Consider the following 26,694-nt stretch of genomic DNA (forward strand, 5'->3'; position numbering starts at 1 on the left):
GGGTGACTTAAGCTAGCCGCTTAGAGATCGAGGGCCACCCGTTAACAAGCACTCTGAAGTGCACAAAATTCTCGTCTCAGAGAATGCGCGGCGGGCTCCGGCCCGCCGTTTGCGTTTCCGGTCTTTCCGCCACGTGGGCCCATCAGCGATCCGCGCTGGAGAACCGCCCGGGCGTGGCCGCCCGACATTCGGCATTCGAAATACCTATTTGTCGTGCCATACTCGGATCGACCGTGGGCGATGGAGCAAGCCCGACGCCATGACCGAGTATCGGATCAAACGGATCTACGAGGCCCCCGAGCCGTCGGACGGGCTGCGGGTGCTGGTCGACGGATTGTGGCCGCGCGGCGTCTCCAAGGTGGACGCGCACCTGGACCGGTGGGCCCGGGACATCGCGCCGTCGACGGAGCTTCGGAAGTGGTTCAATCACGATCCGGCGCGATGGGAGGAATTCCGCCGCCGGTACCGGGAGGAACTGCGCGGGCATATGGACGACCTGAAGCCCCTGCGCGCCGACAGCGGCCGGCCGATAACGCTGCTGTTCTCGGCGCGGGACGCAGAACACAACCAGGCGGTGGTGCTGAAGGAGCTGCTGGACGAGCTCCAGGCGACCAACGGGGATTGAGTTTTCCGCTGGCCGGCGCCGGTATCGCACCCTCCCCGGCAACCGGGCTATCAGTGCCCCAGGTAGCGCGCGGCCAAGTCGAGCTGAAGGAACAGGATGGTCAGAATCGTGTTGCCGGCCCAGGTCACGGTCAGCCAGCGCGCCACCGGCCCCCAGAACGGATGGGCAGCCTCGGCGCAGCGCCACACCGAAACCAGGATCCACACGGTATAGGCGGCGAAGCAGACAAGCATGATCTGCTGTTGCGCGATCTGGTTCCGGTAGACGGCGAACGCCCCGGCGGCGATGAGGGCGCTGCTGACGAGAACCCCGTAGACCCAGAATACCTTCCACAACGGCTCCGCGCCGTACCATGCGCGGATCTCCGGCGCGAAGAAGGCGGCGAGGAAGCCGGGCACTTGCGATCTCGATGTCCGCGCCGCCGTCATGTGCCTGCCTTTCGCGCATGGCCCGAACCCGCCCGCCGAACGGTTGCCGTTGCTCTGGAACGGGCGGCGCCGGGGCGGGTTTCTCCGCGGATACGGCATGTTAGTACATAGTCATTCGGCCGCCACGGTTCCATGGCCGCGCCTCAGGGCGCGGTCTCGAACTGCGGAAACAGAACGTCGTTCTCGAGGCGGACATGCGCATCGAGATCGGCGACGAATTCGGTCAGCCCCTGATACAGCGCCGTCCATTTGCGGCAGGCGCCGTCCGGCAGCCTCAGGTCGTTGGTCAGGGCGCGGATGCGCGAGATCTCGGCGGCATGGTCGTCATGGTCGGCGCGCATGACCGCGATGGTCGTTTCCAGCCCGGGGCTGCCGCGGCGCATCGCCGGGAACAGGATCAGCTCCTCCTTCTTCATGTGCACCTCGAGCTCGCCGATCATCTGATGCAGCAGCGCCGACAATCCCGCGGGCACATCGGGGACGGCGGCGTGGACCTGCTCGACCTTCGCCGACAACGCGACAAGTTCGGGCAGCTGTTCGCGGTGGCGTGCATGATAGCGCGTCTCGATGTGGCGGGTCAGTTCGATCGCGCTGGGGGTCTGCGTGGTGTCTCCGTCCATGGTCGTTTCCTTTCACGGTCTCATGTCGCGGTGCCAGTCGCCGCCGGTTCCTGTGGAACGGGCTTGTATTTCGACTTATTCCTGCTAATAGGTATTGTAAATACCGATTAAAAAGAGGCTCGCGCGACCATGCGTCTCACCTCCTTCACCGATTACGGCCTGCGCATGCTGATGCGCATGGCCAGCACCCCGGACCGGGCGGTCTCGACGGCCGAGCTGGCGCAGGAGTTCGGCCTGTCGCGCGACCATCTGACCAAGATCATGCAACGGCTCGCCCGGGGCGGAATCGTGGTGACGCGGCGCGGCGGCGGCGGCGGCGCGGTGCTGGCGCGCCCGGCCGAAGACATCCGCATCGGCGCGGTGGTGCGGCTGCTGGAGGAGGGCCAGGCGCTGGTCGAGTGCTTCGCGCCGGATGGCGGGGATTGCACGATCACCGGCTGCTGCCGCCTGAAGGCACGGCTGCGGTCCGCCGAGGCGGCCTTCCTGGCGGACCTAGACCGCTCGACGCTCGCCGATATCGCGCTGCCGGAGCTCGAGGTCGCGCCGTGATCCGAACCCTGAGCGTCCCGGAGCGCCGATACGGCCTGGCGCTCGCGATCCTGCTGAGTCTGCTGGGGCTCACGATGGCGGCTGCGGCACGGCAGGGACCCATGGCCGTGCACGGGGGCATGGCGCTCGTCCTGGGGCTGCTGCTGGCCTTCGCGCTGGGCGGCGCGCTCTACGACGCCGAGCCCGCGCCTGACAGGACCGGGCGCTACTACGACGCGCCGACCCGCTTCGGGATCGCCATGGCGCTGGTCTGGGCGATGGTCGGCATGGGCGTGGGCGTCTGGGTCTCGGCCCTGCTGTACTGGCCCGAGGCGACGCCGGCGCTGCCGTGGACCAGCTTCGGTCGCCTGCGGCCCGTGCATACCACCGGCGTGATCTTCGGCTTCGGCGGCAACGCACTGATCGCCACCTCGTTCCATGTGATGCAGCGCACGTCGCGCGCCCGGCTGGCGGACGCCGTCAGCCCCTGGGCCGTGCTGATCGGCTACAACCTGTTCTGCGTCTGGGCCGTCAGCGGCTATCTCATGGGGTCGACCCAGTCGAAGGAATATGCCGAGGCGGAGTGGTACGCCGACCTCTGGCTGGTGGTGGTCTGGGTCGCCTACCTGGTGCTCTACCTGCGCACGCTCGCCCGCCGCAACGAGCCGCACATCTACGTCGCCAACTGGTACTACATGGCCTTCATCTTGGTCGTGGCGATGCTGCACATCGTCAACAACCTCGCGCTGCCGGTCAGCCTCGCCGGCACGAAGAGCTTCACCATCTGGTCGGGCGTGCAGGATGCGATGGTCCAGTGGTGGTACGGCCACAACGCCGTCGCCTTCTTCCTGACGGCCGGATTCCTGGGCATGCTCTACTATTTCCTCCCGGTGCGCTCGGGCCGGCCGATATGGTCCTACCGGCTGTCGATCGTCAGCTTCTGGGGCATCGTCTTCTTCTACATCTGGGTCGGCTCGCACCACCTTCACTACACCGCCCTGCCCTACTGGGCGCAGACGCTGGGAATGACCTTCTCGGTGATGCTGCTGGTGCCGTCCTGGGCCTCGGCGGGCAACGCCATCGCCACGCTGAACGGCGCCTGGCACAAGGTGCGCGACGACGCGACGCTGCGGTTCATGTTCGTCGCCGCGGTGTTCTACGGGCTGTCCACCTTCGAGGGGTCGTTCCTGGCGATCCGGCCGGTGAACTCGCTGTCGCACTACACCGACTGGACGGTGGGCCACGTCCATTCCGGCACGCTGGGCTGGGTGGCGATGATCATCTTCGGGGCGATCTACACGCTGGTGCCGCAGCTTTCCGGCCGCACCGCCATGGCCTGGCCGCGGGCGGTGGAATGGCACTTCTGGCTCGCCGTCGCGGGAACCCTCGTCTACGTGGTGGCCATGTGGAACGCCGGCATCACCCAGGGGCTGATGTGGCGCACCTACGCGCAGAACGGCGCGCTCGCCTACAGTTTCCTGCAATCGGTGATGGCGATGGCGCCCTACTACCTGCTGCGCACCATCGGCGGCGCCCTGTTCCTGACCGGCGCCGCGCTCTGCGCGCTGAACACCTGGGCGACGATGCGCGGCACCGCTGCGAGCGCGGCGCAGGCCGACCGTCCGCTCGCCACGGTTCCGGCGGAGTAGGCCGATGCTGAAGCTCCACTACAATCTCGAGAAGCTCTCCATGGGGCTGGTGGCGGCGATCATCCTCGCCGCCTCGGTCGGCGGCATCGTCGAGATCGCCCCGCTCTTCACCATCGACGAGACGGTGGACGTTCCGGCGGACCTGCGCCCGCAGACGCCACTGGAACTCGCCGGCCGCGAGATCTATCTGCGCGAGGGCTGCTATGCCTGCCACAGCCAGATGGTGCGCTCGCTGGCCGACGAGATCGACCGCTACGGCCCCTATTCGCTGGCCGCGGAGTCCGCCTACGACCATCCGATGCTCTGGGGCTCGAAGCGCACCGGGCCGGATCTGGCGCGGCTGGGCGGAAAATATTCCGATGCCTGGCACGTCGCGCATCTGATCGATCCGCGCGCGGTCGTGCCGGCGTCGATCATGCCCGCCTATCCATGGCTGATGCGGCCGCTGGAAACCGGGGACATGGCCGCGCAACTCTCCACCCTGGCCCGGCTGGGCGTCCCCTATTCCGACGCGATGATCGCCAATGCCGAGCGCGACGCGCTGGCCCAGTCCCGCCCCGAGGGCGACGACGCGGCCGGCATCCCCGATCGCTACGGCGAGGGTGTCGCCGTCAGCGCGTTCGACGGCGATCCCGCGCGGCTGACCGAGATGGACGCGCTCGTCGCCTACCTGCAGTCGCTGGGCCGCCTCACCGGCGCAGCCTACGGACAAAGCGCCGATCGGGAGACCACGGAAGAGGTGGCCCGATGAGCCCGAGCCACGACGACCTCGTCTTTTTCGCCAAGACCGCCGGCCTGATCTGGATGATGGGCTTCTTCGTGATCGTGGTGGTGCTGGCCTACCGGCCGAGCCGCCGCGCCGCGCACGAACGCGCCGCGCGCTCCATCCTGCCCGGAAACGCGGCAACGAACGCCGCACGGACACCGGACGATCGGCCATGAGCGGCCCCGCGCCTCACGAACCGGACATCGATCCCGTCACCGGCTACGGCACCACGGGGCACGAGTGGAACGGCATCCGCGAACTGAACACGCCGTTCCCGCGCATCGTGGTGGCGGCGCTGGTCCTGACCTTCGCCTATTCCGTCGTGACCTGGGTGCTGCTGCCCGCCTGGCCCGTGGGACGCGACTATACGCGGGGCCTGCTGGGGCTCGATCAGCAGGTTGTCGCCACGGAGCGCTATCGGCGCCTGACCGAGGAACGGGCCGACTGGACGCGCCCCTTCGCCTCCGGCGATTTCCCGGCGCTGGCCGCCGACAGCGAGCTGATGGCACGCGCCATGCCGGCCGCCGCGCGCCTGTTCGCCGACAACTGCGCGGCCTGCCACGGCAGCAACGGGACGGGCGGGCCCGGCTTCCCGAGCCTGGCGGATGGCACGTGGCTCTGGGATGGGGCGCCCGAGGCCATCGCCGAAACCCTGCGCGTCGGCATCAACAGTCCCCATCCCGATACCCGTTTCGGCCAGATGCCGGCCTTCGGTCGCGACGGGATGCTGCCGCGCGAGGACATCGCGGCGGTGACCGACCATGTGCTGGCGCTGTCTTCCGGAAAGGCCGATCCGGCCAGCGCGGGCGCGGCGATCTTCGCCGACAACTGCGCCGCCTGCCACGGCGACGACGGGGCCGGCGGCCTGGGGATCGGCGCGCCGTCGCTAGCGGACGACCACTGGATCTATGGCGGAAGCCGCGACGCCATCCTGACCACGCTGCGCAACGGCCGCCAGGGCGTGATGCCGTCCTGGGAGGGCCGGCTCGACGACGCCGAGATCAACATGCTCGCCCTCTACGTCGCGGCGATGAGCGCGGCGGCAAGCACCGGAGGCGGGCAGTGACACAGATATCGCAACGGCGCCTCGCGATCCTCGGCGCGGTCGTCCTGGCCGGCGTGTTCCTCGCCGCCAACGCCCATCTCCTGACGGTTGCCCTGCGCTCGCAGCCAGACTGCGTCGCACCGGCGCCGGACAAGCCGCCCGCGCGGCGCGCCTGCTGAGGACAGTTTCATGCTCGAGCCGCTTCCCGCCCTTCACGACCCGCTCCGGCCCGCCTCGCCGTTCGCGCGGGATCTGCCGGCCGGCACCGCGTTCGACTGGCTGCGCGCCGGATGGGACGACTTCCGCCACGCACCCGGGCCGAGCCTGGTCTACGGACTGCTGATAGTTGCCATCTCCGTCGGCGTTCTGGCTGGGCTCCACGCGACCGGGACGATCTATCTGGCGTTGCCCGCGCTCGCCGGGTTCCTGATCGTCGGTCCGTTCTTCGCGCTGGGGCTCTACGAAAAGAGCCGGCGCCTGGCCGCGAACGAGCCGGTGAGCCTGGGCGCGATGCTGCGCGCCCGGCCGACCTCGACGGGCCAGCTGGCGTTCGCCGGCCTGATGCTGGGGCTGCTCGTGTTCTTCTGGCTGCGGGCGGCCGACCTCCTGTACGCGCTGTTCTTCGGGCTGCAGCCGTTTCCCGGCGCCGAGGAGGCGCTGACGAACGTGCTGACGACCCCGCGCGGCTGGACGCTGATCGCGGTGGGAACCGCCGTCGGCGGCCTCTTCGCCGCCTTCGCCTTCGCCATCAGCCTGTTCTCGATCCCGATGCTGATGAGCGAGCGACGCGACGCGCTGACAGCGCTCGGCACCAGTTTCGGCATGACCACCAGCAACCTGCCGCCGACGCTCGCATGGGGCGCGATCGTCGTCGCCGGGATCGCCCTGTCGGTGGTCACGGGGCTCGTCGGCCTGATCGTCATCTATCCGGTCCTGGGCCACGGCACCTGGCACGCCTGGCGCGCGATCGCCCGAAACGAGACAAGCCCGTGACCCCCGGACCACGCATCACGCTGCCGACCGGCGAGACCCGCCACCACAAACCAAGGGGATAGGAGAGAAGAATGGACAACTGGCTGCCGACCCTCGTCACCGCGACACCGAGCGAGGGCTACGACCTGGCCGTGAAACTGGCGCGCATCGCCGTCAAGAAGACCCAGCCGGACGCCGCCGAGCGCGAGCGGATGCGCCCCGACTATGCCGGCGACGCCGACTCCCTCATCGCGGTCTCGCAGGTCGTCGCCACCAACTTCGCCACGATCGCGGCGGCCAACGACTACTGGCGGGCCGGCACGTGACAGGCGCCTGAAGGAACACGCGGCCGTGGGGCGCCGCGTGTGTCGTGTTCCGGCGCACGGGGCCGACTCTTCGATCCGGCGCGTCGGCCCGGTTTCGATCCGGCTTCAGCCGGGCGGCGGCAGGAAGTCGACCTCGTGCTCGGCGGCGATCCGGACCACCTCGGCGGGGTCCGGCACGTTGTGGATGCGCTCGAACAAGCCCTTCAGCGAGCGGGTCGGGGCGACCCAGAACAGGCTGGTCGCGTCCGCGTCGGACTTGTTGAAGATCCCGTGGGGAATGCCCATCGGCATGCGTACCAGATCGCCGGCCGTGGCCGTGAACTCCTTGCCGTCGAGCCAGAGGTCGTAGCGCCCCGAGAGCACGTAGACGAACTCGTCCTGGGTGGGATGTACGTGCGGCGGCACGAAGGTTCCCGACGGGAAGAGGGCGTGCCACGCCATCGAGTGATCCGAATGCTGTTTCAGGGTGTAGGTCTGGCCGAGGATCGACCAGACGACCCCGTCGAAACCCTCCTGCGAGGGCGTTATGCCGGCAGGCATGACGATCATTTGCTTGGCTCCTGTTGGCGGCTGAAATGAGAGCGGGTCGTCAGCGAAGGAACGCGGCGATCGACCGGATCGCGCCGGGTGCCTCGTCGAGCACGAGATGGCCCGCGTTCGGCACCACCTCCAGCCGGGCGTCGGACAGGCGGTCGAGCCAGGCGTCGCCATGCTCGACCGGACGGATGCGGTCTTCCTTGCCCCAGACGAGCAGCACCGGCTGCGACAGCCGACCGAGGCGCCGGCCCAGCTTGCGGTTCCCCATCGGCCGGTCCCAGACGACCCGCGCCGCCGCGACGCGCTCGCGGTAGCCCAGCGTCAGGAAATCGACGTCATGCGCCTTCGGCAGCTTGTTCTCGAAGATGGAGGTATCGTGCGCGAGATAGCCGGGCAGGTCGGTCGCGGGGATCGTCATCACGTCGGCTGCGGGCGGTTCGTCGACCGGCAGGCCGGACGGTGCGACCAGCACGACGCGGGAAAACAGCGACGGTCGCGACACGCCGAGCTCCGCGGCGATCCAGCCGCCGAACGAGAAGCCGACCAGATCGATGTCGGCAAGCCCCATCGTGTCGAATAGCTCGAGGTAGTGGAGCACGTAGTCGTTGATGTCGTCGATGTCCGGATCGTCGCCGGATTCGCCGAAGCCAGGGTGATAGGGAACGATGACGCGACGTTCGGCGGCGAGGCCGGCGAGGAAATCGAACCCGGTGAACGTGCCGGCGCCGTGCAGGAAGACCAGCGGCCGCCCGCCTTGCGCGCCCTCTTGCCCCCCCTCTCGCACCGCGGATCCGCCGCTCTCATAGACGACGGTCCGGACGCCGCTGATTTCGTACTCGCTTCGGCGGAAGCCGTCGGGTGCCGCCACGTATGGCTTGTTCAACATCGTCATTCCTGTCTCACTCCGTTGTCGGACGACATTCGAGAAAGCGCGCGGGCCGGTCACCTATCCAAAGATAGGCGACCGGGCGGCGGGCGCGCTCAGTTGGCCTTGTTCCGCGCGGCCATCTCCCTGGCGACCTCCGCGCGATAGAATTCGAGCGCGGCTTTCGCATCGAGGCCCTTGGCACTCGCCCGCTCGATCCAGCTCGCCTCCAACGGGACGAACGTCCGCTTCAGTTCCTCCAGGAAGGCGCCTTCGGCGACGACCCGCTCGACGCCGGCCGCGTCGATCTCCGCGTTGGCAACCTCGTCCGAGGCGTCCCAGACGGCACCGGCGCGGCGCGACAGGTATTCGCCGGAGACCGACATGATCGCCTCCTTGTCGGCGTCCGACAGGCCGTCCCACTTCGCCTCGTTCATCATGATCACGAAGCTGGTGGTGTAGAATCCGCCCGGTACGGCCAGCTCGTGCTTGACCAGCGGGATCAGGTTGAAGCCCTTCATCGATTCCGGCGGGAACAGCGTGCCGTCGACGACCCCGTTGGCCATCACTTCATAGGACTTGGTCGGCGGGGCCGAGACCGGCGAGCCGCCGACCTGTTCGAGAATCTCGGTCTGGATCGCGGCGGACGCGCGGACCTTCAGGCCGGCGAAGTCGGCGATGGCGGTGACCGGCTTGCTGATCGTGTAGAGCTGTCCGGGGCCGTGCACCATCAAGGCGAGCACCTTCACGCCCTTGTGCTCGTCGAGCTCGGCCAGCATGGCCTCGTGCGTCCGCCACAGGGCGACCGAAGAGATTTCGGCGCTGTAGGTCGAGAAGGGAAGCTGCGACAGCCCGCTCAGAACGAAACGGTTCGGCAGAAAGTCGTGGGTGACGAAGCTGACGTCGACGATCCCCTTGCTCACCAGATCGAAATAGGCCGGCGGCGCGCCGAGGGGAGCGCCGAGCATCTCGGTCTTCACCCGGCCTTCCGTGACGCGCTCGACGTCCGCAGCCCATTTGCCGAAGATCTCGGTCGTGACCGGATGGGTCGGCGGCGCCCAGCTCGAGACGCGCAGCGTCGTCTGCGCGGCGGCGGATTGGATCGAAGCGGCCAGGCCGATCGCCGCGACCGCGGCGGACAGAAGTCTCGTCAGTGTGCTCACGCTATGTCTCCTCTGCTTTCGCTATGTTTGTTGTGTCGTGCTTGTTGTCGTTGCTTGCGCCCTAGTGCATCGATGTCGGCAGGAACATCACGGTCATCGGGACGAACAGGAAGATCAGGATCCGGATGATGTCGGCGACGTAGAACGGTATGAGGCCGGCGCAGATCGTGCGGAAGCCGACCTCGGGGAGCACGCTGCGCAGAACGAAAATGTTCATTCCCACGGGTGGCGTGATCAGGCTCACCTCGGTCAGGACCACGACGAAGACGCCGAACCAGATGGGATCGATCCCCGCGGCCTGGACGATCGGGAAGACGATCGGGATCGTCAGGATGATGAGCGACATGCTCTCCAGGAACATGCCGAGCACGACGTAGCCCGCCATCAGGATGAAGATCAGCTCCAGCTGGGTCAGCCCGAGGCCGGTGATCGCCTCGCTGAGCCAGTAGGAGAATCCCGCGATGTTGAGGAACGCGGTATAGATCAGCGCGCCGATCAGGACGAAAAACAGCATCGTCGTGATGCCGGCGGCGTCTCTGAGGATCTCCAGCACCATGGCCGGGCGCAGCCGCGCGCGCGCCATGGCGAGAAGAAACGCGCCGAACGCGCCGATGCCGGCGGATTCCGTCGGCGTGAAGACGCCGAGATAGATGCCGCCGATGACGACCGTCAGGAGCAGCGTGAACATCCACACGCGCCGCAGCACGGCCACCTTCTCGACGAAGGACGTCGCCTCTCCGCGCGGCGCGACGCCGGGCTTGAGCACGGCGGTCACCCAGATCGCCGCCATGTATCCGGCGATCGTGATGAGGCCGGGAACGATACCGGCCACGAACAACTTGCCGATGTCCGTCTCCGTCAGCAGGCCGTAGACGATCATGACCACGCTCGGCGGGATCAGGATGCCGATGGTGCCGCCGGCGGCGATCGAGCCCGCCGCGATGCTGTCCTGGTAGCCGTGCCGCTTCATCGGCGGCATGGCGACCTTGGCCATGGTCGCGGCCGTCGCGAGCGAGCTTCCCGACATCGCGCTGAACAAGCCGCAGGCGACGATGGTCGCCATCGCCAGGCCGCCCCGGAACCGGCCGAGCCAGACATTCGCGGCGACATACAGGTCGTCGGCGATGCCGGCTCTCGCCACGAGGCTACCCATCAGAATGAACAGCGGCACGACCGACAGCTCGTAGGCCTGGCCGGCGTCGAGGGTGGTCTGCGCGACCAACGCGGCCGCCGGCGCCAAGCCGAGAACGTAGATCAGGCCCACGAAGCCGACGATCAGCATGGCAAAGGCTATCGGCAGGCCGACGGCCATGAGGGCGAGCAGCGCGGCGATGGATACCAGTGCCGATGTCACGACGACGACCGGCCGGCGGCATTGGCGTCGCGCCGCTGCCCGCGCAGCGTCTTCACCGTGAACGCGATCGCCGCGAAACCGCAGGACACCGAGATGAAATACGCGAACGGCCCGATCGGGACATGCAGGTAGGGCGTCACGTCGCCGATCGCGACCACCTCCCCGGCCTTTCCCCAAATCAGGATGGCGAGATACACGAGGGTCGCCGAAATGACGACGGCGATCGCCCGTTCGATGAAACGCCGCGTCCTCTCGCTCATCAGATAGAGCAGCACGTCGACGCGAACGTGCGAGCCGGCCGCGCAGACGGCAGGCAATCCGGCGAATATCACGAGGACGAGCAGCAGCTGGGTGATCTCGAAGGACCCCGCCAACGGCCGGTTCAGGACATAGCGGCCGAACACGTCGACGACGGTCACGCCCATAATGGCGAGAACGACGACGCCGGCGAAGGAGAGCAGGCCCTTTTGCAGTCTGTCGATCAAGTCCCGCCCCTCCGTGATCCGAAGTCCGCCGATCCAAAGTCCGCCGATCCAAAGTCCGCCGCCCCCGCGGTCTCGCCGGAGGCCCGACATCGGGAAGGGCGTGATCGTTGGGCGTGGTCACGTCTCCGTCACCTATCGAAAGATAGGTCGGGCGCGTGGAGGCATACGCGACACTATCTTTCGATAGGTGACCGGCCCGGGGCGAGGACCATAGCGTCGGCAACTGCGGAAAAATCGCGAGCACCGTCGAGCGCGGCGGCGCGGGCGCTGCGGCGCAGGCGCTGTCGACCACCGGCCGACACTTACATGGAGATCAAGCATTGGGCATCCTGTCGGGCACCGAATTCTACGCATGGCACTTCATGCCATTCTCGAACCTTCCCGAGGACGTGAAAGACCGGGATTCGCTGTGGGTCGACCTGCCGAACGATCTGTTCGATCCCGAGGTCGGCCACAAGCTGTACACCCGCTACATCTCCGAGCTCGTGCTCGCGGAGAAACTCGGATTCGACGGACTGTGCGTGAACGAGCATCACGGCACCGCCTACAGCATGATGCCGGTTCCCTCGATCATCGCGGCGGCGCTGATCCCGCAGACCTCGCGCGCGAAGATCTGCGTGATGGGTACGCCGCCGGCGATCGAGTATCCGCACCGGCTGGCCGAGACCTACGCGATGCTGGACGTGATGTCCGGCGGCCGGCTCGAGATCGCCGTGCCGCTCGGAACGCCGATGGAGTACTGGCTGAACCCGATCAATCCGGTGACGGCGCGCGAGCGCCAGGCCGAGGCGGTCGAGGTCATGCTCAAGGCGTGGTCGCCGGGGTCGCCGCATCGCCACACCGGGCGCTTCTACAACTACCGCTACCTGAACGTCTGGCCGCGCCCGTTCCAGAAGCCACATCCGAAGATCTACTTCGTCGGCTCCGGTAGCCCGGAAACCATCGAGCTCGCGGCCAAGTACGGCTTCGGCTATTCGTCGACCTTCAGCCCGATCGCGACCCAGCTGGCCGCCCAGCAGCGGCTGCGCGAGCTCGCCGCCGAATACGGTCACGAGATCCGGCCGGACCAGACGCCGATGACGGTGCAGGTGCACATCGCCGAAACCGACGAGCAGGCGGTCGCGGAGATGGAGCCGCACGCCCGCCTCTTCTTCGACGTGCTGCTGCGCGCCGGCCGCTTCACCGACGTTCCCGGCTATCTGACGCTCGAGCAGTTCCGCAAGCGCAACGGCCAGGTGCTGCCGGCCAGCCACGGCAAATTCGACTGGGAGGGGGTGCGCAAGACCCACCGCATCATCGCCGGCTCGCCGATGACCGTCGCCCATGCGGTCGAGAAATGGGCCGAGGACGCCCAGACCACGCGCGTCATCTTCCAGGTCCATCTCGGCGACATGCCGCACTGGAAGGTCGTCCGCACGCTCACCTATCTCGGCGAACAGGTGATCCCGTACCTGCGGTCGCGCGCCCAGGTATCGGTGGCGGACCGTTCAGCCGCGCTTGCATCCTGACCGCCGGTTCGAGTTGAAGGGGACCACGCGCGGCGGCTATAAACAGCGATCGGCAACATGGGACCAGTCGTAGCCAAATGGATCGACCGTCCGTCCCGGCTCCCTTGAGCCAGGCCCGGTTTTCGTCGACCCGGCTACCGGCCGGGACCGTGGAGAGGCCCCGGCTCGGCGGAGCCTTCGACGCGGCTCGGCGCACACGGCTCACGCTGGTGCACGCGCCTGCCGGCTACGGGAAGTCCACGCTTCTGGCCGAATGGCACCGAACCATAGAGAGCGCCGGCGAGGAGACCATATGGCTCGCCGGCCACGGGCGTCACCGCCCGGCGGCTTTGTTTCGCGACCTCGCGGCGGTACTGCGGCCGGACGGTGCCGCTGCGAAACCAACCACCGCCGATGCGGCCGTTGCCGCCGCCGCCATCGACGCGCTGTCCCGCAAGCGAGAGCCGGTCACCGTATTCGTCGACGACCTGGAGATCGATGATGCCGCCTCGGCGCGGATCCTGTCGGGGTTCGTCCGCGATCTCCCGGATCACTGCCGCCTGATAGCGGCGTCCCGTCGCCGACCCGACATGCCGCTGGCGCGGCTGCGCGCGTCCGGTCGCTATTGCGAGCTGGGCGCCGCCGAGCTGGCCTTCGACGCCGAGGAAATGACCCGGCTGCTCCGGCTGCAGCTGCACGCGGACTTCGGCGCGGACGCGGTGGCACGGTTCAACGCCAGGATCGGCGGATGGCCGGCCGGCGTCCGGCTGGCGACGCTCGGGGCGTCCGAAGCGCCGACAACGCTCGACGAACTGTCGATCAGCGGCGCGAACGGATACATCGCCGACTTCTTCGCCGAAGAGGTGATGCACGAATTCACCGACGGCACCCGGTCGTTCCTTCGCGGCATATCCGTCTTCAACGTCCTGTCCGCCGAGCTCTGCGACCGGGCGACCGGTCGTACCGATTCCGCCGACCGGCTCCGCGAGGTCGAGCGCCTGGGCGGCTTCCTGCAGCGCACCGACGTCAATCGCGAACACTATGCGCTCCATCCCCTCTTCCGCGAATTCCTGCGGGGCGAGCTGGCGAAGGACGACAGCGGGGAGATGATCGCTATCGCCGGGCGGGGCAGCGCCTTCCTCGAGGCGTCGGGGCAGGTCGCCGAAGCGCTGAACGTCGCGATCGGCGTTCAGGACTGGGCGCGCACCGTGGACGTCCTCAACGCCTGCTGTCCCGACGCGACCTACAAGGGCAGGGTCCACCATTTCGCCCAGTTCGTGCACGAGCTGCCGAAGGACATTCTGAAGCAGTTTCCCAGGGTGCTGCTCACCATGGCCTGGGCGATGTCGACCCAGCGCAACTTCGTCGCGGCGCACGAGCTCCTCGATCTGGCCACGGAATATCTCAAGGAGACGGCATCGGACCGGGAGAACGCCGACCGGGACAGGCTGAAATACCTGCTCGACCACGGCGAGATGATGATCGCGCAGTTCACCGACAACCAGCCCGAAGCCGAGCGCCGATGCCTGGAGCTGCTGTCCCGGACGGTCGAGATCGACCCCTACGTGGTCGGCAGCGTCGAGAGCTCCCTTCTGTACGCCCAGCGCGAGCAGTTCAACCTCAAGAACCTGGCGAAACTGGACGCCTCGGCTCTGGCGCGGTTCCGGCGCGCCGACAGTACCTACGGCTTCGTCTGGAACCAGTCGATCGTCGGCCCGTCGCGATGCATGGCCGGCGACACGGACGGGGCGATCCGCGCGCTCGGCGAGGGCGTGGAGGCGGCCCGCGCCTACGCGAAGGGCCAGGAATGGTTTCTCGCCGGACCGGCGTGTCTGCTCGCCGAAGTGCACTACGAACGCAACGAGCTCAAAGAGGCCCGGTCTCTGCTGGAGGCCTATCGCGGGCACATCAAGCACGGCTTCGTCGACCAGATGATCGCCGGCCACGTGACCTGGGCCCGACTTCTCGCCGCCGAGGGCAACGTGGACGACGCGCTCGCCATGCTGGCGGAGTACTCGGTGTTCGCCAAGACCCGGGGGATCGCCCGGCTGCACGACATCGTCGCCGCGGAACGGATCAGGCTGCTGCTGCTGTCGGGCCGCGCCAACGAGGCGTTGCAGCTCGCCCGAAGCGAGGGGCTGGCGGTCGATGCGCAACTGCTGCTGCCGGTCGCCGGCGCGACCACCGCCACGGAGGCGCGCGCCTTCGCCTGGACGCGCCTCGCCAGGGCCGAAGGCCGGATCGCGGACGCGCTGCGGCTGGCCAGGCGCTGGGCCGCGTTCACGCTGGAGAGCGGCGCGATCCGCTCAGCCGTGCGCTGGGACATCCTCATCGGCCATCTGAAGCTGCTCGAAGGAGACGACCTGGCGGCGCGGCGGCAGGTCAGGAAAGCGGCATCGACCGGCGCGCCCGGCCGGTTCGTGCGGGCGTTCCTCGACGAAGGCGAAACGACGATCCACCTGCTGGCGGAGTCGGACGACGGCAGCCACCGGACGGCGACGGCGACCGACGCGTTCGTCGAGGAGATCCTGCGCGCGTCCGATACCAATCAGCGCCTTCACCCGCTTTCCGCCGAGGACCGCGCCGCCGTCATGGTATCGCCGCTCACGAGCCGGGAGACCGAGATCGCGGCGCTCGTCGCCGCGGGACTGAGTAACCGCGAAATCGGCCAGCGGCTCGGCATGACCGAGGGGTCGGTGAAATGGCACCTGCAGCAGGTGTACGACAAGATCGGCATCCGGCGCCGGGCCGGGGCGATCCGGCGCATCCGCGAGCTGGGCCTTATCCCGTAAACCACTCCTGAAGACGGCGCGGCGGTCGCGAAAGCTATCTTTCGATAGGTGCCTCGATCGCCCGCGTTGGTGTCTGCTGCGGCAATGGTTGCCAGTGTAGATACCAAGCGGGAGGCGTAATGCGCGCAATCCAAATCGAGCGAGAGCCGGAGCCGTCGACAGGGGATTTGCTCCCGGCCGATCCCGATCTGTTTCGTGAAGCCTCCAGCCGGTTCGCCTCCAGCGTCGCGGTCGTGACGACGGCGGGCACGGACGGGGACGGCTGCGGGCTGACGATGACCGCGGTCGTTCCGGTCTCGATCTCGCCGATGCAATATCTCGCGTGCCTCGGTCACAAGTCCGCGACGCTCGCCGCGATCCGCAAGCATCGGGTTTTCTGCATCAACGTCCTGTCCGCATCGCAGGCGGAAATCTCGAACCGGTTCGCCGGCAAGGGCCAGGGCAAGTTCGAAACGGTCGAGCACTTCGTGACGAAGGGCGGCGTGCCGGTGATCGCCGGCGCGGTGGCGAACATCCTGTGCGACGTGGCCGAGATCGTGCCTTCGGGCGACCACGACATCGTGATCGGGACGGTTACGCACGCCGCGCACACGCCCGGCGATCCGCTGGTCTACTTCGCCAAGAGCTACGCGAGACTGGGCGACGACCTCGCCGGGGACTGATCCCCGCGTTTCCCGATCCCGCGTCGAGACGATCGACGTCGTACTTTGAATTGCCGCAGTTCCGGTTTTGAATGGGACCGACGTCGATTGGGGCCCCGGACCGGTGAAACTATCGCGCGACGACTTCCCGCTGCTTCTGCAGCTATTGCAGGCCGACGGCTATACCGTCATCGGCCCCCGGCTCGACGCGGGCGCGGTCATCTATGACGAGATATCCGGCGTCGACGACCTGCCCGCCGGCTGGACCGACGCGCAGGAGGCGGGACATTACCGGCTGACGCGCGGCGATGATCCCTCGCTGTTCGGCTATACCGCCGGGGTGCAGTCGTGGAAGCGGTTCCTGTTCAGGCCCCAACGCACGCTCTGGCAGGCCGAGCGCGAGGGCGACGGATTTGCCATCCGGGCGCACCGGGACGAAACACCTCGCTATGCCTTCGTCGGCATGCGCGCCTGCGAGCTTCACGCGGTCGCGGTCCAGGACAACGTCTTCCTGCGCGAAGGCGCGACCGAGACCGACTACGCGGCCCGGCGCAAGGACGCGCTGTTCGTCGCCGTCAACTGCGCCACCGCCGGCGGCACGTGTTTCTGCGTTTCGATGGAGACCGGCCCCCGGGCGCGGGAAGGCTTCGACCTGGCGCTGACGGAACTCGTCGACGGCGACCGGCACGACTTTCTCGTGGAGACGGGCAGCGACCGCGGCGCGGCGCTGGCGGCGCGGCTGCCGCTCGTGCCAGCGACAGATGAGGACACCGCCGCCGCCGACGCGCTTCTCGCGCGCACCGCCGCCACGATGGGGCGGACCATGGATACCGGCGGCATCAAGTCGCTGCTGCAGGACAATCCCGAGCATCCGCGATGGGACGACGTGGCCGCGCGGTGCCTCTCCTGCGCCAACTGCACCTTCGTCTGCCCGACCTGCTTCTGCCACACCGAGGAGGACGTCACCGATCTCGACGGGCTCAGGGCCGAGCGGCGCCAGCGCTGGGATTCCTGCTTCACCATGGATTTCTCCCATCTGCCCGGCGGACCGGTGCGCCCCGACGTGCGTTCGCGCTATCGTCAGTGGATGACGCACAAGCTCGCCAACTGGATCGACCAGTTCGGGGAAAGCGGCTGCGTCGGCTGCGGGCGCTGCATCACCTGGTGCCCCGCGGGCATCGACATCACGGCGGAGGTGGCGGCGATACGCGCGTCCGCGGAGGAGTCCTGAGCATGCGCACTCTCGAATCCGTCATGATCGAGCATCCGTTCTTCCACGGGCTGGAGGACGAGCTGTCGCGCGCGATCGCCGGCTGCGGCAAACAGGTGCGTTTCGAGACCGGCCAGTATCTCTATCGCCAGGGCGACCCGGCCGACACCTTCTACATCATCCGGCGCGGCAGCGTCGGACTGGAAATGCGCGGGCCGCAGGGCAACATGATGTTCGATACCGAGCACCCCGGCGGCGTGCTGAACGCCGCCTGGATCGTGCCGCCCTATCGCTGCAGCACGGACGCGCGCGCCCTGGAAACGACGGTCGCCGTGGCGCTCAACGGCAAGTGCCTGCGCGACAAGTGCGAGGCCGATCACCACCTGGGCTACGAGCTGATGAAACGCTTCGTCCCGGTCCTGGTCGACAGACTGACGCACGCGCGGTTCCAGACCCTCGACGTCTACGGCGCGGGCATGGCCTGATGCACGCACGCGCGGCGCCCCTGTCCGACCCGATGATCCCGCGCCTGTTCGCGGTGCGCGCGCGGCGCGACGAGACCGAGGACACCTGCACCTTCGATCTCGAACCGCGCGATCTCGAACTGCTCGGCGGCGCCCTGCCCTTGGCGTTCGCGCCGGGCCAGTTCAACATGCTCTACCTGTTCGGCCTGGGCGAGGTGGCGATCAGCATCAGCGGCGATCCGGCCGATGCCGGCCGGCTGGTCCACACGGTGCGGTCCGTTGGCAGCGTCACGCGCGGGTTTTCGCGGCTACAGCCGGGCCAGACCGTCGGCGTGCGCGGGCCGTTCGGCACCGCCTGGCCGACGCGGGAGGCGGAGGGACGCGACGTCCTGATCCTCGCCGGCGGCCTCGGGCTGGCGCCGTTGCGGCCGGCCATCCTGCGGATCCTGGCCGAGCGGCGGCGCTACCGCCGGGTCTATCTTTTCTACGGCACCCGAAACCCGCAGATGCTCCTGTTCAGGGACGACCTGGAACGCTGGCGCAACACACCCGATCTGGCGTTCGAGATCACGGTGGACCACGCCGACACCACCTGGCACGGGCGCGTCGGCGTCATCACCAAGTTGATCGCCGCCGCCGACTTCGATCCGGACCGGTCGACGGCCTTCCTGTGCGGCCCCGAGATCATGATGCACTTCTCGGCAGAAGCGCTGAAGGCGCGCGGCATGCGCGGCGCCGACATCCACGTGTCGCTGGAGCGGAACATGAAATGCGCGATCGGCCATTGCGGCCACTGCCAGCTCGGCCCCGCCTTCATCTGCCGCGACGGGCCGGTGTTCCCGCACGACCGCGTCGCCGGCCTGCTCGCCGTGCAGGGGCTGTGACGATGGCGGCGCGCAAGCCCAAGCTGGCGGTCTGGAAATTCGCCTCCTGCGACGGTTGCCAGCTGTCGCTGCTCGACCTGGAGGACGAGCTGCTGGCGCTTGCCGGCGCCGTCGAGATCGCCCAGTTCCTCGAAGCCTCCAGCGCCGTCGTCGCGGGGCCCTACGACCTGTCGCTGGTCGAGGGGTCCATCACCACGGCGCACGATGCCGAGCGGATCCGGCAGGTGCGCGCCCAGTCGAAGGCGCTCGTCACCATCGGCGCCTGCGCGACCGCCGGCGGCATCCAGGCGCTGCGCAACTTCCACGATATCGACGACTTCATCGCCGCCGTCTACGCCAGACCCGACTACATCGACACGCTGGCGACCTCCACCGCGATCGCCGATCACGTGCCGGTCGATTTCGAGCTGCGCGGCTGCCCGGTCAACAAGTACCAGCTTCTCGAGGTGGTCAGCGCCTTCGCCTTCGGCCGCCGGCCGGCGGTCTCTGGCCACAGCGTCTGCCTCGAATGCAAGATGCGCGGCACCGTCTGCGTGACGGTCGCGCACGGCACCCCATGCCTGGGACCGGTGACGCAGGCCGGCTGCGGCGCCATCTGCCCGGCCTACGACCGCGGCTGCTACGGCTGCTACGGGCCGCAGGACACGCCCGAGATGCCGGCGATCAGCACCGTGCTGGCCCGCCACGGCATGACCCCGCGCGACATCCAGCGGATCCTGAGCACCTTCAACGCGGCCGCCCCGCCGTTCCGGGAGGAGAGCGAGCGCCATGACGCAGCGCACGATCAAGGTTGAGCAGCTCGCCCGCGTCGAGGGCGAAGGCGCGCTGCACGTGCGCCTGCGCGACGGGGCGATCGAGCATGTCGAGCTGAACATCTACGAACCGCCGCGCTTCTTCGAGGCGCTGCTGCGCGGACGCGACTTCCGCGAGGCCGCCGACATCACCGCGCGGATCTGCGGCATCTGCCCGGTCGCCTACCAGATGAGCGCCGTCCACGCGATGGAGGCGGCCTGCGGCGTCCAAGTCGGCGGGGCGCTGCGCGACCTGCGCCGGCTGCTGTATTGCGGCGAGTGGATCGAAAGCCACGTGCTGCACATCCACATGCTGCACGCGCCCGATTTCCTCGGCTTCGACAGCGTGGTCGACATGGCCCGCGACCACCGGGCGGCGGTGCAGCGGGCCCTGCGCATGAAGAAGGCCGGCAACGATATCGTCGCCACGCTCGGCGGGCGCGAGGTGCATCCGATCAACGTGCGCGTCGGCGGGTTCTATCGCGCCCCGCGCAAAAGTGAGCTCGCGGTGCTGCGCGACGAGCTTCTGTGGGCGCGCGACGCCGCCCGCGAGACCGTGCTGTGGACGGCCGCGCTCGACTGTCCCGACTTCGAGCGCGACTACACGTTCGTCGCGCTGCGGCCCGAGGACGAATACCCCATGTCGGAGGGCCGCATCGCCTCCAGCGGCGGCATCAACATCGCGCCGGACGACTACGAGGACACCTTCGAGGAAGTACACGTCGCCCATTCCACCGCGCTGCACGCGCAAATCAGGGGCGGCGGGCCCTATCTCACCGGTCCGCTGGCGCGCTACGCGCTGAACTTCGAGCGACTGCCCGAGCCAGTGCGCTCGGTGGCGCGGGAGGCGGGTCTCGGGCCGGTCTGCCGCAATCCGTTCCGCAGCATCGTCGTGCGCGCGGTCGAGGTGCTGTTCGCCTTCGAGGAGGCCTTGCGCCTGATCGATGCCTACGCGCCACCAGCCGAACCCGCCGTGCCCGTGACGCCGCGCGATGGTCGCGGCGCCTGGGCAACGGAAGCGCCGCGCGGCCTGCTCTTCCACCGCTACGACATTACCGCCGACGGGTCCATTCAAAGCGCCCGGATCGTGCCGCCGACGGCCCAGAACCAGCCGACCATAGAGGACGACCTGCGCGGCGTGCTCGCCGCCAACCTGTCGATGGCGGACGAGGCGCTGAAGCTGCGCTGCGAGCAGACGATCCGCAACTACGATCCCTGCATCTCCTGCGCGACCCATTTCCTGACGCTCGATATCGACCGCGGCGAGGACAGGGCATGACGGACCGCCTCGTCATCGGAGTGGGCAACGCCGATCGCGGCGACGACGCGGCCGGACTGATCGCTGCGGGATTTATCGCGGATGCCGGCCTCGATGGCGTGCGGGTGATCCGATCGGCGGCCGAGCCGCAGAGCCTGATACAGGCGTGGCGCGGCGTACCGGCGGTCTGGCTCGTCGACGCCTGCGCGCCGATGACGCGCGCCGGGGCCGTTCACCGCTTCGAGGCCCATGCGGCGCCGCTGCCGGAACGCCTCGGCGCCCTGTCGTCCCACGGCATCGGCCTGGCCACGACCATCGAGCTTGCCCGCGCGCTCGGCGCGCTGCCGCCCCGCCTGACCGTGTACGCGATCGAGGCGGCGGCCTTCGCGCCCGGCGGACGGCTCACGCCGGCGGTGGCGGAGGCCGCGCGCCGCGTCGCCGAGGAGATTTGTGCGGAACTCGCCGCACATCCGGAGCCGGCCGCCTAGGAACGGCGTCAGCAGATCCGCGGCAGCGGATCGTCCTCCAGTTCCTCCAGCACGCGCTCCCCGCCGATCTCCGTTTCCAGGATCACCTGCGCCGGCCCCTCGATCATGCGGCCGATCATCGCGGCGTCCGCGCCGCCCGGCAGGGCGCGCCACAGCGCGAGGACATCGTCGGCGACCTGCGGCGACACGACCGCCACGACGCGGCCCTCGCAGGCCAGATAATAGGGATCGTAGCCCAGCATCTCGCACACCGAGCGCACCGCGTCGCGTACCGGCACGGACGGCTCGGCGAGCCGGACCGTCAGCGCTGTCGCCGCGGCGATCTCGTGCGCGACGGTGGCAAGGCCGCCGCGGGTCGGATCGCGCATGAAGCGAACGCCCGGCATCGTCGCGAGCGGCGCCGTGAACGGAGCGACGGAGGCGCAGTCCGAGGCGACGCTGCCCTTCAGATCGAAATCCTCGCGCGCCAGCATCACCGCGATGCCATGATCGCCGACGGGGCCGCTGACCAGCAGCGCATCGCCGGCGCGCACCTGCGCCATGCCGAGCCGGCACCCGTCGGCGCGCAGGCCCACCCCGGTGGTGGCGAGATAGAGGCCGCCGCCCTGCCCGCGCGGGACGACCTTGGTGTCGCCGGCGACCACGTGCACATCAGCGTCGCGGGCGGCGGCGGCGAGGCTCCTGACGATGCGGTCAAGGCAGGCGACTTCGAGCCCCTCCTCGATGATCGCGTTGAGGGTGAGGTATTTCGGCGTCGCGCCGGCGACGGCTAGATCGTTGACGGTCCCGTTGACGGCGAGCGAGCCGATGTCGCCGCCGGGGAATTCGAGCGGCTGCACCGTGAACGCGTCGGTGGTGATGTACGGTACGAAACCGGCCTCCAGGCCGATCGGGGCGGCATCGAGCCCGATGTCGAGACCCGTGTCGAGCCCCGTATCGAGGCCGGGATCGGCGAGATGCCTGGCGAAAACCGCCTCGATCAGCTCCCGCATGAAACGGCCCCCGTTGCCGTGCGCGAGCTCCACGTGCCGGGCGTCTGTCATGCCTGTCCGCTGCCTCGGGTATCGTCGCCGCGGCCATCGTCGCCGCGGGCGCCACGATACAGCGCTTCGACGAGTTGTCCGAACGCCAGCCCGCCGTCGTTGGCCGGCAGCGCCTCCGGAAGATAGGCGGTAATCCCCGCCGCCGCGAGCAGCGCGCAGACGCGCTCGGCCAGCCGCCGGTTCTGGAAGACGCCGCCCGTCAGCCCGACCGCGCGAACCTCCTCGGTCCGCGCCAGCGCCGTCGCCTGATCGACGAGCGTACGCGCCATGCTCTCGTGAAACAGTGCGGCGCGGGCGCCGGCGGGCAGGGTCGCATCGGCGATCACCGGCAGCAGCGGCGCCCAGTCGCTGCGCCACAGCCCGTCCGGATCGCGGGCGAGCGGCAGCGGCACCGCCTCACCGGTCGCATCGGCCGCGCTTTCCAGCAGCATCGGCCCCTGCCCCTCGAACGTGACGACGTCGACGCCGAGGATCAGCGCGGCGGCGGCATCGAACAGGCGGCCCACGGAGGAGGTCCGCGCGGTTCCTACGCCCTTGCGCCAGGCCTGGGCGGCGAGGCCGGCACCGTCGGCGGCCGGCGCGAAGGCATGGCCCGCCTCCCACATCACGGCGGCGGCCGAACGCCAGGGCTCGCGCCCGGCCCGGTCGCCGCCGGTGAGCCGAAACGGCCGCATGCTGGCGACGCGACGCCAGCAGCCGGGGGCTCCGAGCAACGCCTCGCCGCCCCAAAGCTCGTCCCGATCCCTGCCGTCGGTGCCAAGGCCGATGCCGTCCCAGGCGAACACCAGCCAGCGATCGATCCGCGCCGCCTCCCCGGCGAGCGCCGAGGCATGGGCGGCATGGTGCTGCACCTGCATCAGCGGCAAACCGCTGTCGCGCGCCCAGCGCGTGGAGGCGTAGCCGGGATGGGCGTCGCAGACGACGCGCCGGGCCTCGACCCGGTAGAGCGCCTGCAGGTCGGCGACGACCTGTTCGAAGACGCGCCGGCTGCGCGGGCTGTCCAGTTCGCCGATATGCGGCGACACGACGGCGCGGCGGCCCCAGCCGAGCGCGACGGCGCCCTTCATCTGCCCGCCGACGGCCAATGTCGGCTCGGCGAAGGCACGCGGCAGGTCGATCTCCAGTGGGGCCAGGCCGCGGCCGAGACGGACCGGACGCGGCTTGCCGGCGATCACGCGAACGACGGAATCGTCGGCGGGCCGGACGATCGGCCGGTCGTGGTGCAGGAACGCCGTCGCCACGCCACCCAGCCGCGCCTCGGCCTCGGCATCGTCGGTGAGGACCGGCTCGCCGCTGACGTTTCCCGAGGTCGCGACCAGCGGCGCGGCGAAATCCGACAGCAGCAGGTGGTGCAGCGGGCTGTAGGGAAGGAAGACGCCCAGCTCGGCGAGGCCCGGCGCCAGCGCGGCGCTCAGACCGCTCCCGGCCCTGCGGCGGGCGAGGACGATCGTGCGGCGCGGATCGGCGCAGGCGCGCGCTTCGGCATCGTCCAGCGCGACATGCGCCCGCGCCGCGTCGAGCCCGTCCGCCCCGACATGCGGGACCATGACCGCCAGCGGCTTGTGCGGGCGGCGCTTGCGCGCGCGCAACGCTTTGACGGCCGCGTCGCTGGCGGCGTCGCACATCAGGTGATAGCCACCGATGCCCTTCGTCGCCACGATGCCGCCGCCGCGCAGATGCGCGACCGCCGCGGCCAGCGCTTCGCCGCCGGTGACGGCGGCGGCGTCGCTGCGGAAGGTCAGGCGCGGCCCGCAATCCGGGCAGCCGAGCGGCTGGGCATGGAAGCGCCGGTCGCGCGGATCCTCGTATTCGCCCCGGCACGCGGCACAGAGCGCGAAACCGGCCATCGCGGTGTTCGGCCGGTCGTAGGGCAGCGCCTCGATGATGGTGTAGCGCGGCCCGCACTGGGTGCAGTTGGTGAAGGGGTAGCGATGGCGGCGCTCGCGCGGATCGGCCATCTCCGCGCGGCACGCCTCGCAGCAGAACATGTCCGGCGGCACGTGGATGTCGGCGTCGTCACCTGTTTCGCTGGCCACGATCGTGAACCGATCCGCCCCCTCGGCGACGGTGTCCTCGGCGCGTTCGAGGCGCGGTTCGGCGAAGGGCGGAGCCTCCTCGTTCAGCGCGGCCTCGAAGCGGACAAGCGCGCGCGCCGGCCCCTCGACGTGAATGACAACCCCGCCGGCGCCGTTGCGGACCCAGCCGGACAGCCCGAGCGCCGTCGCCGTGCGGTAGACGAACGGCCGGAACCCGACCCCCTGCACCCGACCGCCGATGACGATGCGGCGGGCAGACCGTTCGGCGACCCGGCCGCTATCCGGCAACGGCGCGGTCATGGCTCTTGGCGTGGCGGATGCCCGACGACCACCAGATGCGGCAGGCGCCCTCGTCCGACACCATGCAGGGGCCGATCGGGGTGCGCGGCGTGCAGGCCTTGCCGAACAAAACGCACTGGTTGGGATAGATCCTGCCCAGGACGACGCGGGCGCAATCGCATCCCGGCGGCATTTCGCCGGCGCGCTTGCGGGCCTCGGCGAGATCGAGATCGAAGCGGCGCACCGCGTCGAACGCGGCGAAGCGCGGCTTCAACGCGAAGCCCGACTTCGGGATCACGCCGATGCCGCGCCAGGTCGCGTCGACCACGTCCAGCGTCTCCGCGATCAGGCGCCGCGCGGTCGGGTTGCCGCCGGGCCTGGCGACGGTCTCGTAGCTGTTGTCCAGGACGGCCCGCCCCTCGAGATGCTGGGACAGGACGGAATGAAGCGCGGCGAGCAGGCTGTCGGTCTCGAACCCGGCGACGGCGGACGGAATGCCGTGCCTTTCCGGCACGAAGCGCCATTCCTCGGGGCCCATCACCGTGGAGACGTGCCCGGGCGCGATCAGCGCGTCGAAACCGGCCTCCTCGCTGTCGAGCAGCATGGCGACGGCCGGCCAGGTCAGCCGTCCCGACAGCAGGATCGACAGGTTGTCGGGAAGCCCCTCGGCGACGAGGGCGGCCACCGGCGCGGTCGTGGTCTCGAAGCCGGCCGCGAAGAACACCACGTCCCTGTCCGGATTGGCGCGGGCGATCCTGGCGGCTTCCTGCGGCGAGGCGATCGGGCGCACGTCGCCGCCGGCGGCGCGCGCCTGTTCCAGCGAGCGCGGCTCGTTCTTCGGCAGGTTCGCCGGCACCCGCAGCATGTCGCCGAAGGCGACCAGGATCACCTCCTTGCGCGCGGCGAGCCGGATCGCGGCATAGACGTCCTCCTCGGGACAGACGCAGACGGGACAGCCCGGACCCGGGATCAGCTCGATCTGCTGCGGCAATACCCCGCGCAGGCCGGCCATGGAGATCGAACGCTCGTGGCCGCCGCAGACGTTCATCACCCGGACTCGTCCGTTCAGCGGCAGGGCGCGAATGCGCTCCAGCCACCGCCTGGCGGCGACTGCGGATTGCGGCGCGCCGATCATTCCGCGGCGCCCGCGTGATGGGGATGCGAATGCGGGGGAACGGGATGCGACCGCGGCCGCGGCGCCATCCCGCCCCGGCAGGCGGCGCGCCTGTCGTCGAGCCAGGCGAACCACGGCGCCAGCGTATCGGCCCGGCGCGCGGAGACGGTGAACACGTCGGCGGGGTTCGCCAGGTCGCGGACATGGCCGACGGCCTTCTGCGGCGAGAAGTCGTCGAGCACGTCGAGGAGATCGGCCTTGGTCAGCAGCACGAGGTCTGAGCCGCGGAACATCACCGGATACTTGGCGGGCTTGTCGTCGCCCTCGGTCACCGCGAGGAGCGTCACGTTGGCGTGCTGGCCGAGATCGAAGCTCGCCGGACAGACCAGATTGCCGACATTCTCGATAAACAGGATGTCGATCGCGCCGAGATCGAGCGCATGCAGCGCGTCATGCACCATATGGGCGTCGAGGTGGCAGGTCTGGCCGGTGGTGATCTGCACCGCCGGCACGCCCTTGTCGCGGATGCGGCGCGCGTCGTTCTCAGTCTCGAGGTCGCCTTCGATGACGGCGATGCGGTGCCGGTCGCCGAGCGCCTCGATCGTCGCCTCCAGCAGGCTGGTCTTGCCCGAGCCCGGCGACGACATCAGGTTGACAGCGAGGATGCCGTGGCGGCCCAGGTGCTCGCGATTGTGGGCGGCGGCGTGGTCGTTCTCGTGCAGCAGCCCCGTCAGGACCGCGACGGACTGGGGGTCGACGGACCGGGTCGCCACGACGCCGGCGTGGTCATGGACATGAACGCTGTCGGGCGTCGTCGCGCATCCGCACTGGTCGCACATGATCG

29 protein-coding genes are annotated in these 26,694 nt (G+C 69.2%); 18 read left to right on the plus strand and 11 right to left on the minus strand.

Features of this window, described 5'->3' with window-relative positions; genetic code table 11:
- Positions 1-259 precede the first annotated feature (259 nt).
- Positions 260-625 carry a DUF488 domain-containing protein gene (locus ACSF9G_RS16790; protein ID WP_436643275.1) on the plus strand — a complete coding sequence of 122 codons (366 nt, stop codon included), beginning with the start codon at positions 260-262 and terminating at the stop codon, positions 623-625.
- Between the two features lie 50 nt (positions 626-675).
- Here ACSF9G_RS16790 and ACSF9G_RS16795 read toward each other — a convergent pair whose 3' ends face one another.
- On the minus strand, positions 676-1,023 hold the full coding sequence (locus ACSF9G_RS16795) for a hypothetical protein (protein ID WP_436643276.1): 348 nt from the start codon (positions 1,021-1,023) through the stop codon (positions 676-678).
- Positions 1,024-1,196: 173 nt separating this feature from the next.
- Positions 1,197-1,673: a hemerythrin domain-containing protein gene (locus ACSF9G_RS16800; protein ID WP_436643277.1), complete on the minus strand. Its 477-nt coding sequence runs from the start codon at positions 1,671-1,673 to the stop codon at positions 1,197-1,199.
- Positions 1,674-1,802: 129 nt separating this feature from the next.
- On the opposite strand from ACSF9G_RS16800, the gene ACSF9G_RS16805 reads away from it, so the two are divergent.
- The 8 genes from ACSF9G_RS16805 to ACSF9G_RS16840 all read left to right on the plus strand — a co-directional run bounded on the left by ACSF9G_RS16805 (position 1,803) and on the right by ACSF9G_RS16840 (position 6,959).
- Positions 1,803-2,222 (plus strand): Rrf2 family transcriptional regulator, encoded by a 420-nt coding sequence (locus tag ACSF9G_RS16805; protein WP_436643278.1) that lies wholly within the window; start codon positions 1,803-1,805, stop codon positions 2,220-2,222.
- Positions 2,222-3,850: a cytochrome-c oxidase, cbb3-type subunit I gene (gene ccoN, locus ACSF9G_RS16810; RefSeq protein ID WP_436644019.1), complete on the plus strand. Its 1,629-nt coding sequence runs from the start codon at positions 2,222-2,224 to the stop codon at positions 3,848-3,850. Before ACSF9G_RS16805 ends, ccoN begins: the two co-directional genes overlap by 1 nt.
- A gap of 4 nt (positions 3,851-3,854) precedes the next feature.
- Positions 3,855-4,601 carry a cytochrome-c oxidase, cbb3-type subunit II gene (gene ccoO / locus ACSF9G_RS16815; RefSeq protein ID WP_436643279.1) on the plus strand — a complete coding sequence of 249 codons (747 nt, stop codon included), beginning with the start codon at positions 3,855-3,857 and terminating at the stop codon, positions 4,599-4,601.
- Positions 4,598-4,792, plus strand: a complete 195-nt coding sequence (locus tag ACSF9G_RS16820) for a cbb3-type cytochrome c oxidase subunit 3 (RefSeq protein WP_436643280.1) — start codon at positions 4,598-4,600, stop codon at positions 4,790-4,792. Before ccoO ends, ACSF9G_RS16820 begins: the two co-directional genes overlap by 4 nt.
- A complete protein-coding gene (gene ccoP, locus ACSF9G_RS16825) occupies positions 4,789-5,682 on the plus strand; it encodes a cytochrome-c oxidase, cbb3-type subunit III (RefSeq protein ID WP_436643281.1) in 894 nt (297 codons plus the stop codon). Before ACSF9G_RS16820 ends, ccoP begins: the two co-directional genes overlap by 4 nt.
- A complete protein-coding gene (locus ACSF9G_RS16830) occupies positions 5,679-5,840 on the plus strand; it encodes a hypothetical protein (protein WP_436643282.1) in 162 nt (53 codons plus the stop codon). Before ccoP ends, ACSF9G_RS16830 begins: the two co-directional genes overlap by 4 nt.
- A 10-nt stretch (positions 5,841-5,850) precedes the next feature.
- Positions 5,851-6,654, plus strand: a complete 804-nt coding sequence (locus tag ACSF9G_RS16835; RefSeq protein ID WP_436643283.1) for a DUF2189 domain-containing protein — start codon at positions 5,851-5,853, stop codon at positions 6,652-6,654.
- 71 nt (positions 6,655-6,725) lie between these two features.
- A complete protein-coding gene (locus ACSF9G_RS16840) occupies positions 6,726-6,959 on the plus strand; it encodes a hexameric tyrosine-coordinated heme protein (RefSeq protein WP_436643284.1) in 234 nt (77 codons plus the stop codon).
- 105 nt (positions 6,960-7,064) lie between these two features.
- Here ACSF9G_RS16840 and ACSF9G_RS16845 read toward each other — a convergent pair whose 3' ends face one another.
- The 5 genes from ACSF9G_RS16845 to ACSF9G_RS16865 form a co-directional block, all read right to left on the minus strand.
- Positions 7,065-7,508, minus strand: a complete 444-nt coding sequence (locus tag ACSF9G_RS16845; RefSeq protein ID WP_436643285.1) for a cupin domain-containing protein — start codon at positions 7,506-7,508, stop codon at positions 7,065-7,067.
- A 40-nt stretch (positions 7,509-7,548) separates the two neighbouring features.
- The gene (locus tag ACSF9G_RS16850; protein ID WP_436643286.1) at positions 7,549-8,388 is read right to left on the minus strand and encodes an alpha/beta fold hydrolase; all 840 of its coding nucleotides are present in this window, start codon (positions 8,386-8,388) and stop codon (positions 7,549-7,551) included.
- An 89-nt stretch (positions 8,389-8,477) separates the two neighbouring features.
- Positions 8,478-9,524: a TRAP transporter substrate-binding protein gene (locus ACSF9G_RS16855; protein ID WP_436643287.1), complete on the minus strand. Its 1,047-nt coding sequence runs from the start codon at positions 9,522-9,524 to the stop codon at positions 8,478-8,480.
- Between the two features lie 61 nt (positions 9,525-9,585).
- The gene (locus tag ACSF9G_RS16860; protein ID WP_436643288.1) at positions 9,586-10,878 is read right to left on the minus strand and encodes a TRAP transporter large permease; all 1,293 of its coding nucleotides are present in this window, start codon (positions 10,876-10,878) and stop codon (positions 9,586-9,588) included.
- A complete protein-coding gene (locus ACSF9G_RS16865; RefSeq protein ID WP_436643289.1) occupies positions 10,875-11,363 on the minus strand; it encodes a TRAP transporter small permease in 489 nt (162 codons plus the stop codon). The genes ACSF9G_RS16860 and ACSF9G_RS16865 overlap by 4 nt, the downstream gene beginning before the upstream one ends.
- A gap of 320 nt (positions 11,364-11,683) precedes the next feature.
- Between ACSF9G_RS16865 and ACSF9G_RS16870 the strand changes: the two genes are divergently transcribed.
- The 9 genes from ACSF9G_RS16870 (at position 11,684) to ACSF9G_RS16910 (ending at position 21,378) form a co-directional block, all read left to right on the plus strand.
- Entirely contained in the window at positions 11,684-12,871 is a 1,188-nt protein-coding gene (locus ACSF9G_RS16870) for an LLM class flavin-dependent oxidoreductase (RefSeq protein WP_436643290.1), read from the plus strand.
- A gap of 149 nt (positions 12,872-13,020) precedes the next feature.
- Positions 13,021-15,642: a winged helix-turn-helix domain-containing protein gene (locus ACSF9G_RS16875; protein WP_436643291.1), complete on the plus strand. Its 2,622-nt coding sequence runs from the start codon at positions 13,021-13,023 to the stop codon at positions 15,640-15,642.
- 119 nt (positions 15,643-15,761) lie between these two features.
- Positions 15,762-16,304 (plus strand): flavin reductase family protein, encoded by a 543-nt coding sequence (locus ACSF9G_RS16880; RefSeq protein ID WP_436643292.1) that lies wholly within the window; start codon positions 15,762-15,764, stop codon positions 16,302-16,304.
- Positions 16,305-16,407: 103 nt separating this feature from the next.
- Entirely contained in the window at positions 16,408-17,514 is a 1,107-nt protein-coding gene (locus tag ACSF9G_RS16885) for a 4Fe-4S dicluster domain-containing protein (protein ID WP_436643293.1), read from the plus strand.
- A 2-nt stretch (positions 17,515-17,516) separates the two neighbouring features.
- Positions 17,517-17,978, plus strand: a complete 462-nt coding sequence (locus ACSF9G_RS16890) for a cyclic nucleotide-binding domain-containing protein (RefSeq protein ID WP_436643294.1) — start codon at positions 17,517-17,519, stop codon at positions 17,976-17,978.
- Positions 17,978-18,841 carry an FAD/NAD(P)-binding protein gene (locus ACSF9G_RS16895; RefSeq protein ID WP_436643295.1) on the plus strand — a complete coding sequence of 288 codons (864 nt, stop codon included), beginning with the start codon at positions 17,978-17,980 and terminating at the stop codon, positions 18,839-18,841. Before ACSF9G_RS16890 ends, ACSF9G_RS16895 begins: the two co-directional genes overlap by 1 nt.
- A 2-nt stretch (positions 18,842-18,843) precedes the next feature.
- The gene (locus ACSF9G_RS16900; protein WP_436643296.1) at positions 18,844-19,635 is read left to right on the plus strand and encodes an NADH-quinone oxidoreductase subunit B family protein; all 792 of its coding nucleotides are present in this window, start codon (positions 18,844-18,846) and stop codon (positions 19,633-19,635) included.
- Entirely contained in the window at positions 19,610-20,911 is a 1,302-nt protein-coding gene (locus ACSF9G_RS16905; RefSeq protein ID WP_436643297.1) for a Ni/Fe hydrogenase subunit alpha, read from the plus strand. Before ACSF9G_RS16900 ends, ACSF9G_RS16905 begins: the two co-directional genes overlap by 26 nt.
- A complete protein-coding gene (locus ACSF9G_RS16910; protein WP_436643298.1) occupies positions 20,908-21,378 on the plus strand; it encodes a hydrogenase maturation protease in 471 nt (156 codons plus the stop codon). Before ACSF9G_RS16905 ends, ACSF9G_RS16910 begins: the two co-directional genes overlap by 4 nt.
- A gap of 8 nt (positions 21,379-21,386) precedes the next feature.
- On the opposite strand, the gene hypE is transcribed toward ACSF9G_RS16910, so the two are convergent.
- From hypE to hypB, 4 genes are read right to left on the minus strand one after another with little or no spacing between them, the layout of a single operon-like run.
- Positions 21,387-22,421: a hydrogenase expression/formation protein HypE gene (hypE, locus tag ACSF9G_RS16915; protein ID WP_436643299.1), complete on the minus strand. Its 1,035-nt coding sequence runs from the start codon at positions 22,419-22,421 to the stop codon at positions 21,387-21,389.
- On the minus strand, positions 22,418-24,757 hold the full coding sequence (hypF, locus tag ACSF9G_RS16920; protein ID WP_436643300.1) for a carbamoyltransferase HypF: 2,340 nt from the start codon (positions 24,755-24,757) through the stop codon (positions 22,418-22,420). The genes hypE and hypF overlap by 4 nt, the downstream gene beginning before the upstream one ends.
- Positions 24,735-25,871, minus strand: coding sequence for a hydrogenase formation protein HypD (hypD, locus tag ACSF9G_RS16925; RefSeq protein WP_436643301.1), 1,137 nt, complete (start codon positions 25,869-25,871; stop codon positions 24,735-24,737). The genes hypF and hypD overlap by 23 nt, the downstream gene beginning before the upstream one ends.
- Positions 25,868-26,689 (minus strand): hydrogenase nickel incorporation protein HypB, encoded by an 822-nt coding sequence (gene hypB, locus ACSF9G_RS16930; protein ID WP_436643302.1) that lies wholly within the window; start codon positions 26,687-26,689, stop codon positions 25,868-25,870. The genes hypD and hypB overlap by 4 nt, the downstream gene beginning before the upstream one ends.
- Between the last annotated feature and the right edge of the window lie 5 nt (positions 26,690-26,694).

It is taken from the genome of Microbaculum mangrovi (assembly GCF_051390635.1).
In the GTDB taxonomy this organism is placed as follows: Bacteria; Pseudomonadota; Alphaproteobacteria; order Rhizobiales; family Tepidamorphaceae; genus Microbaculum.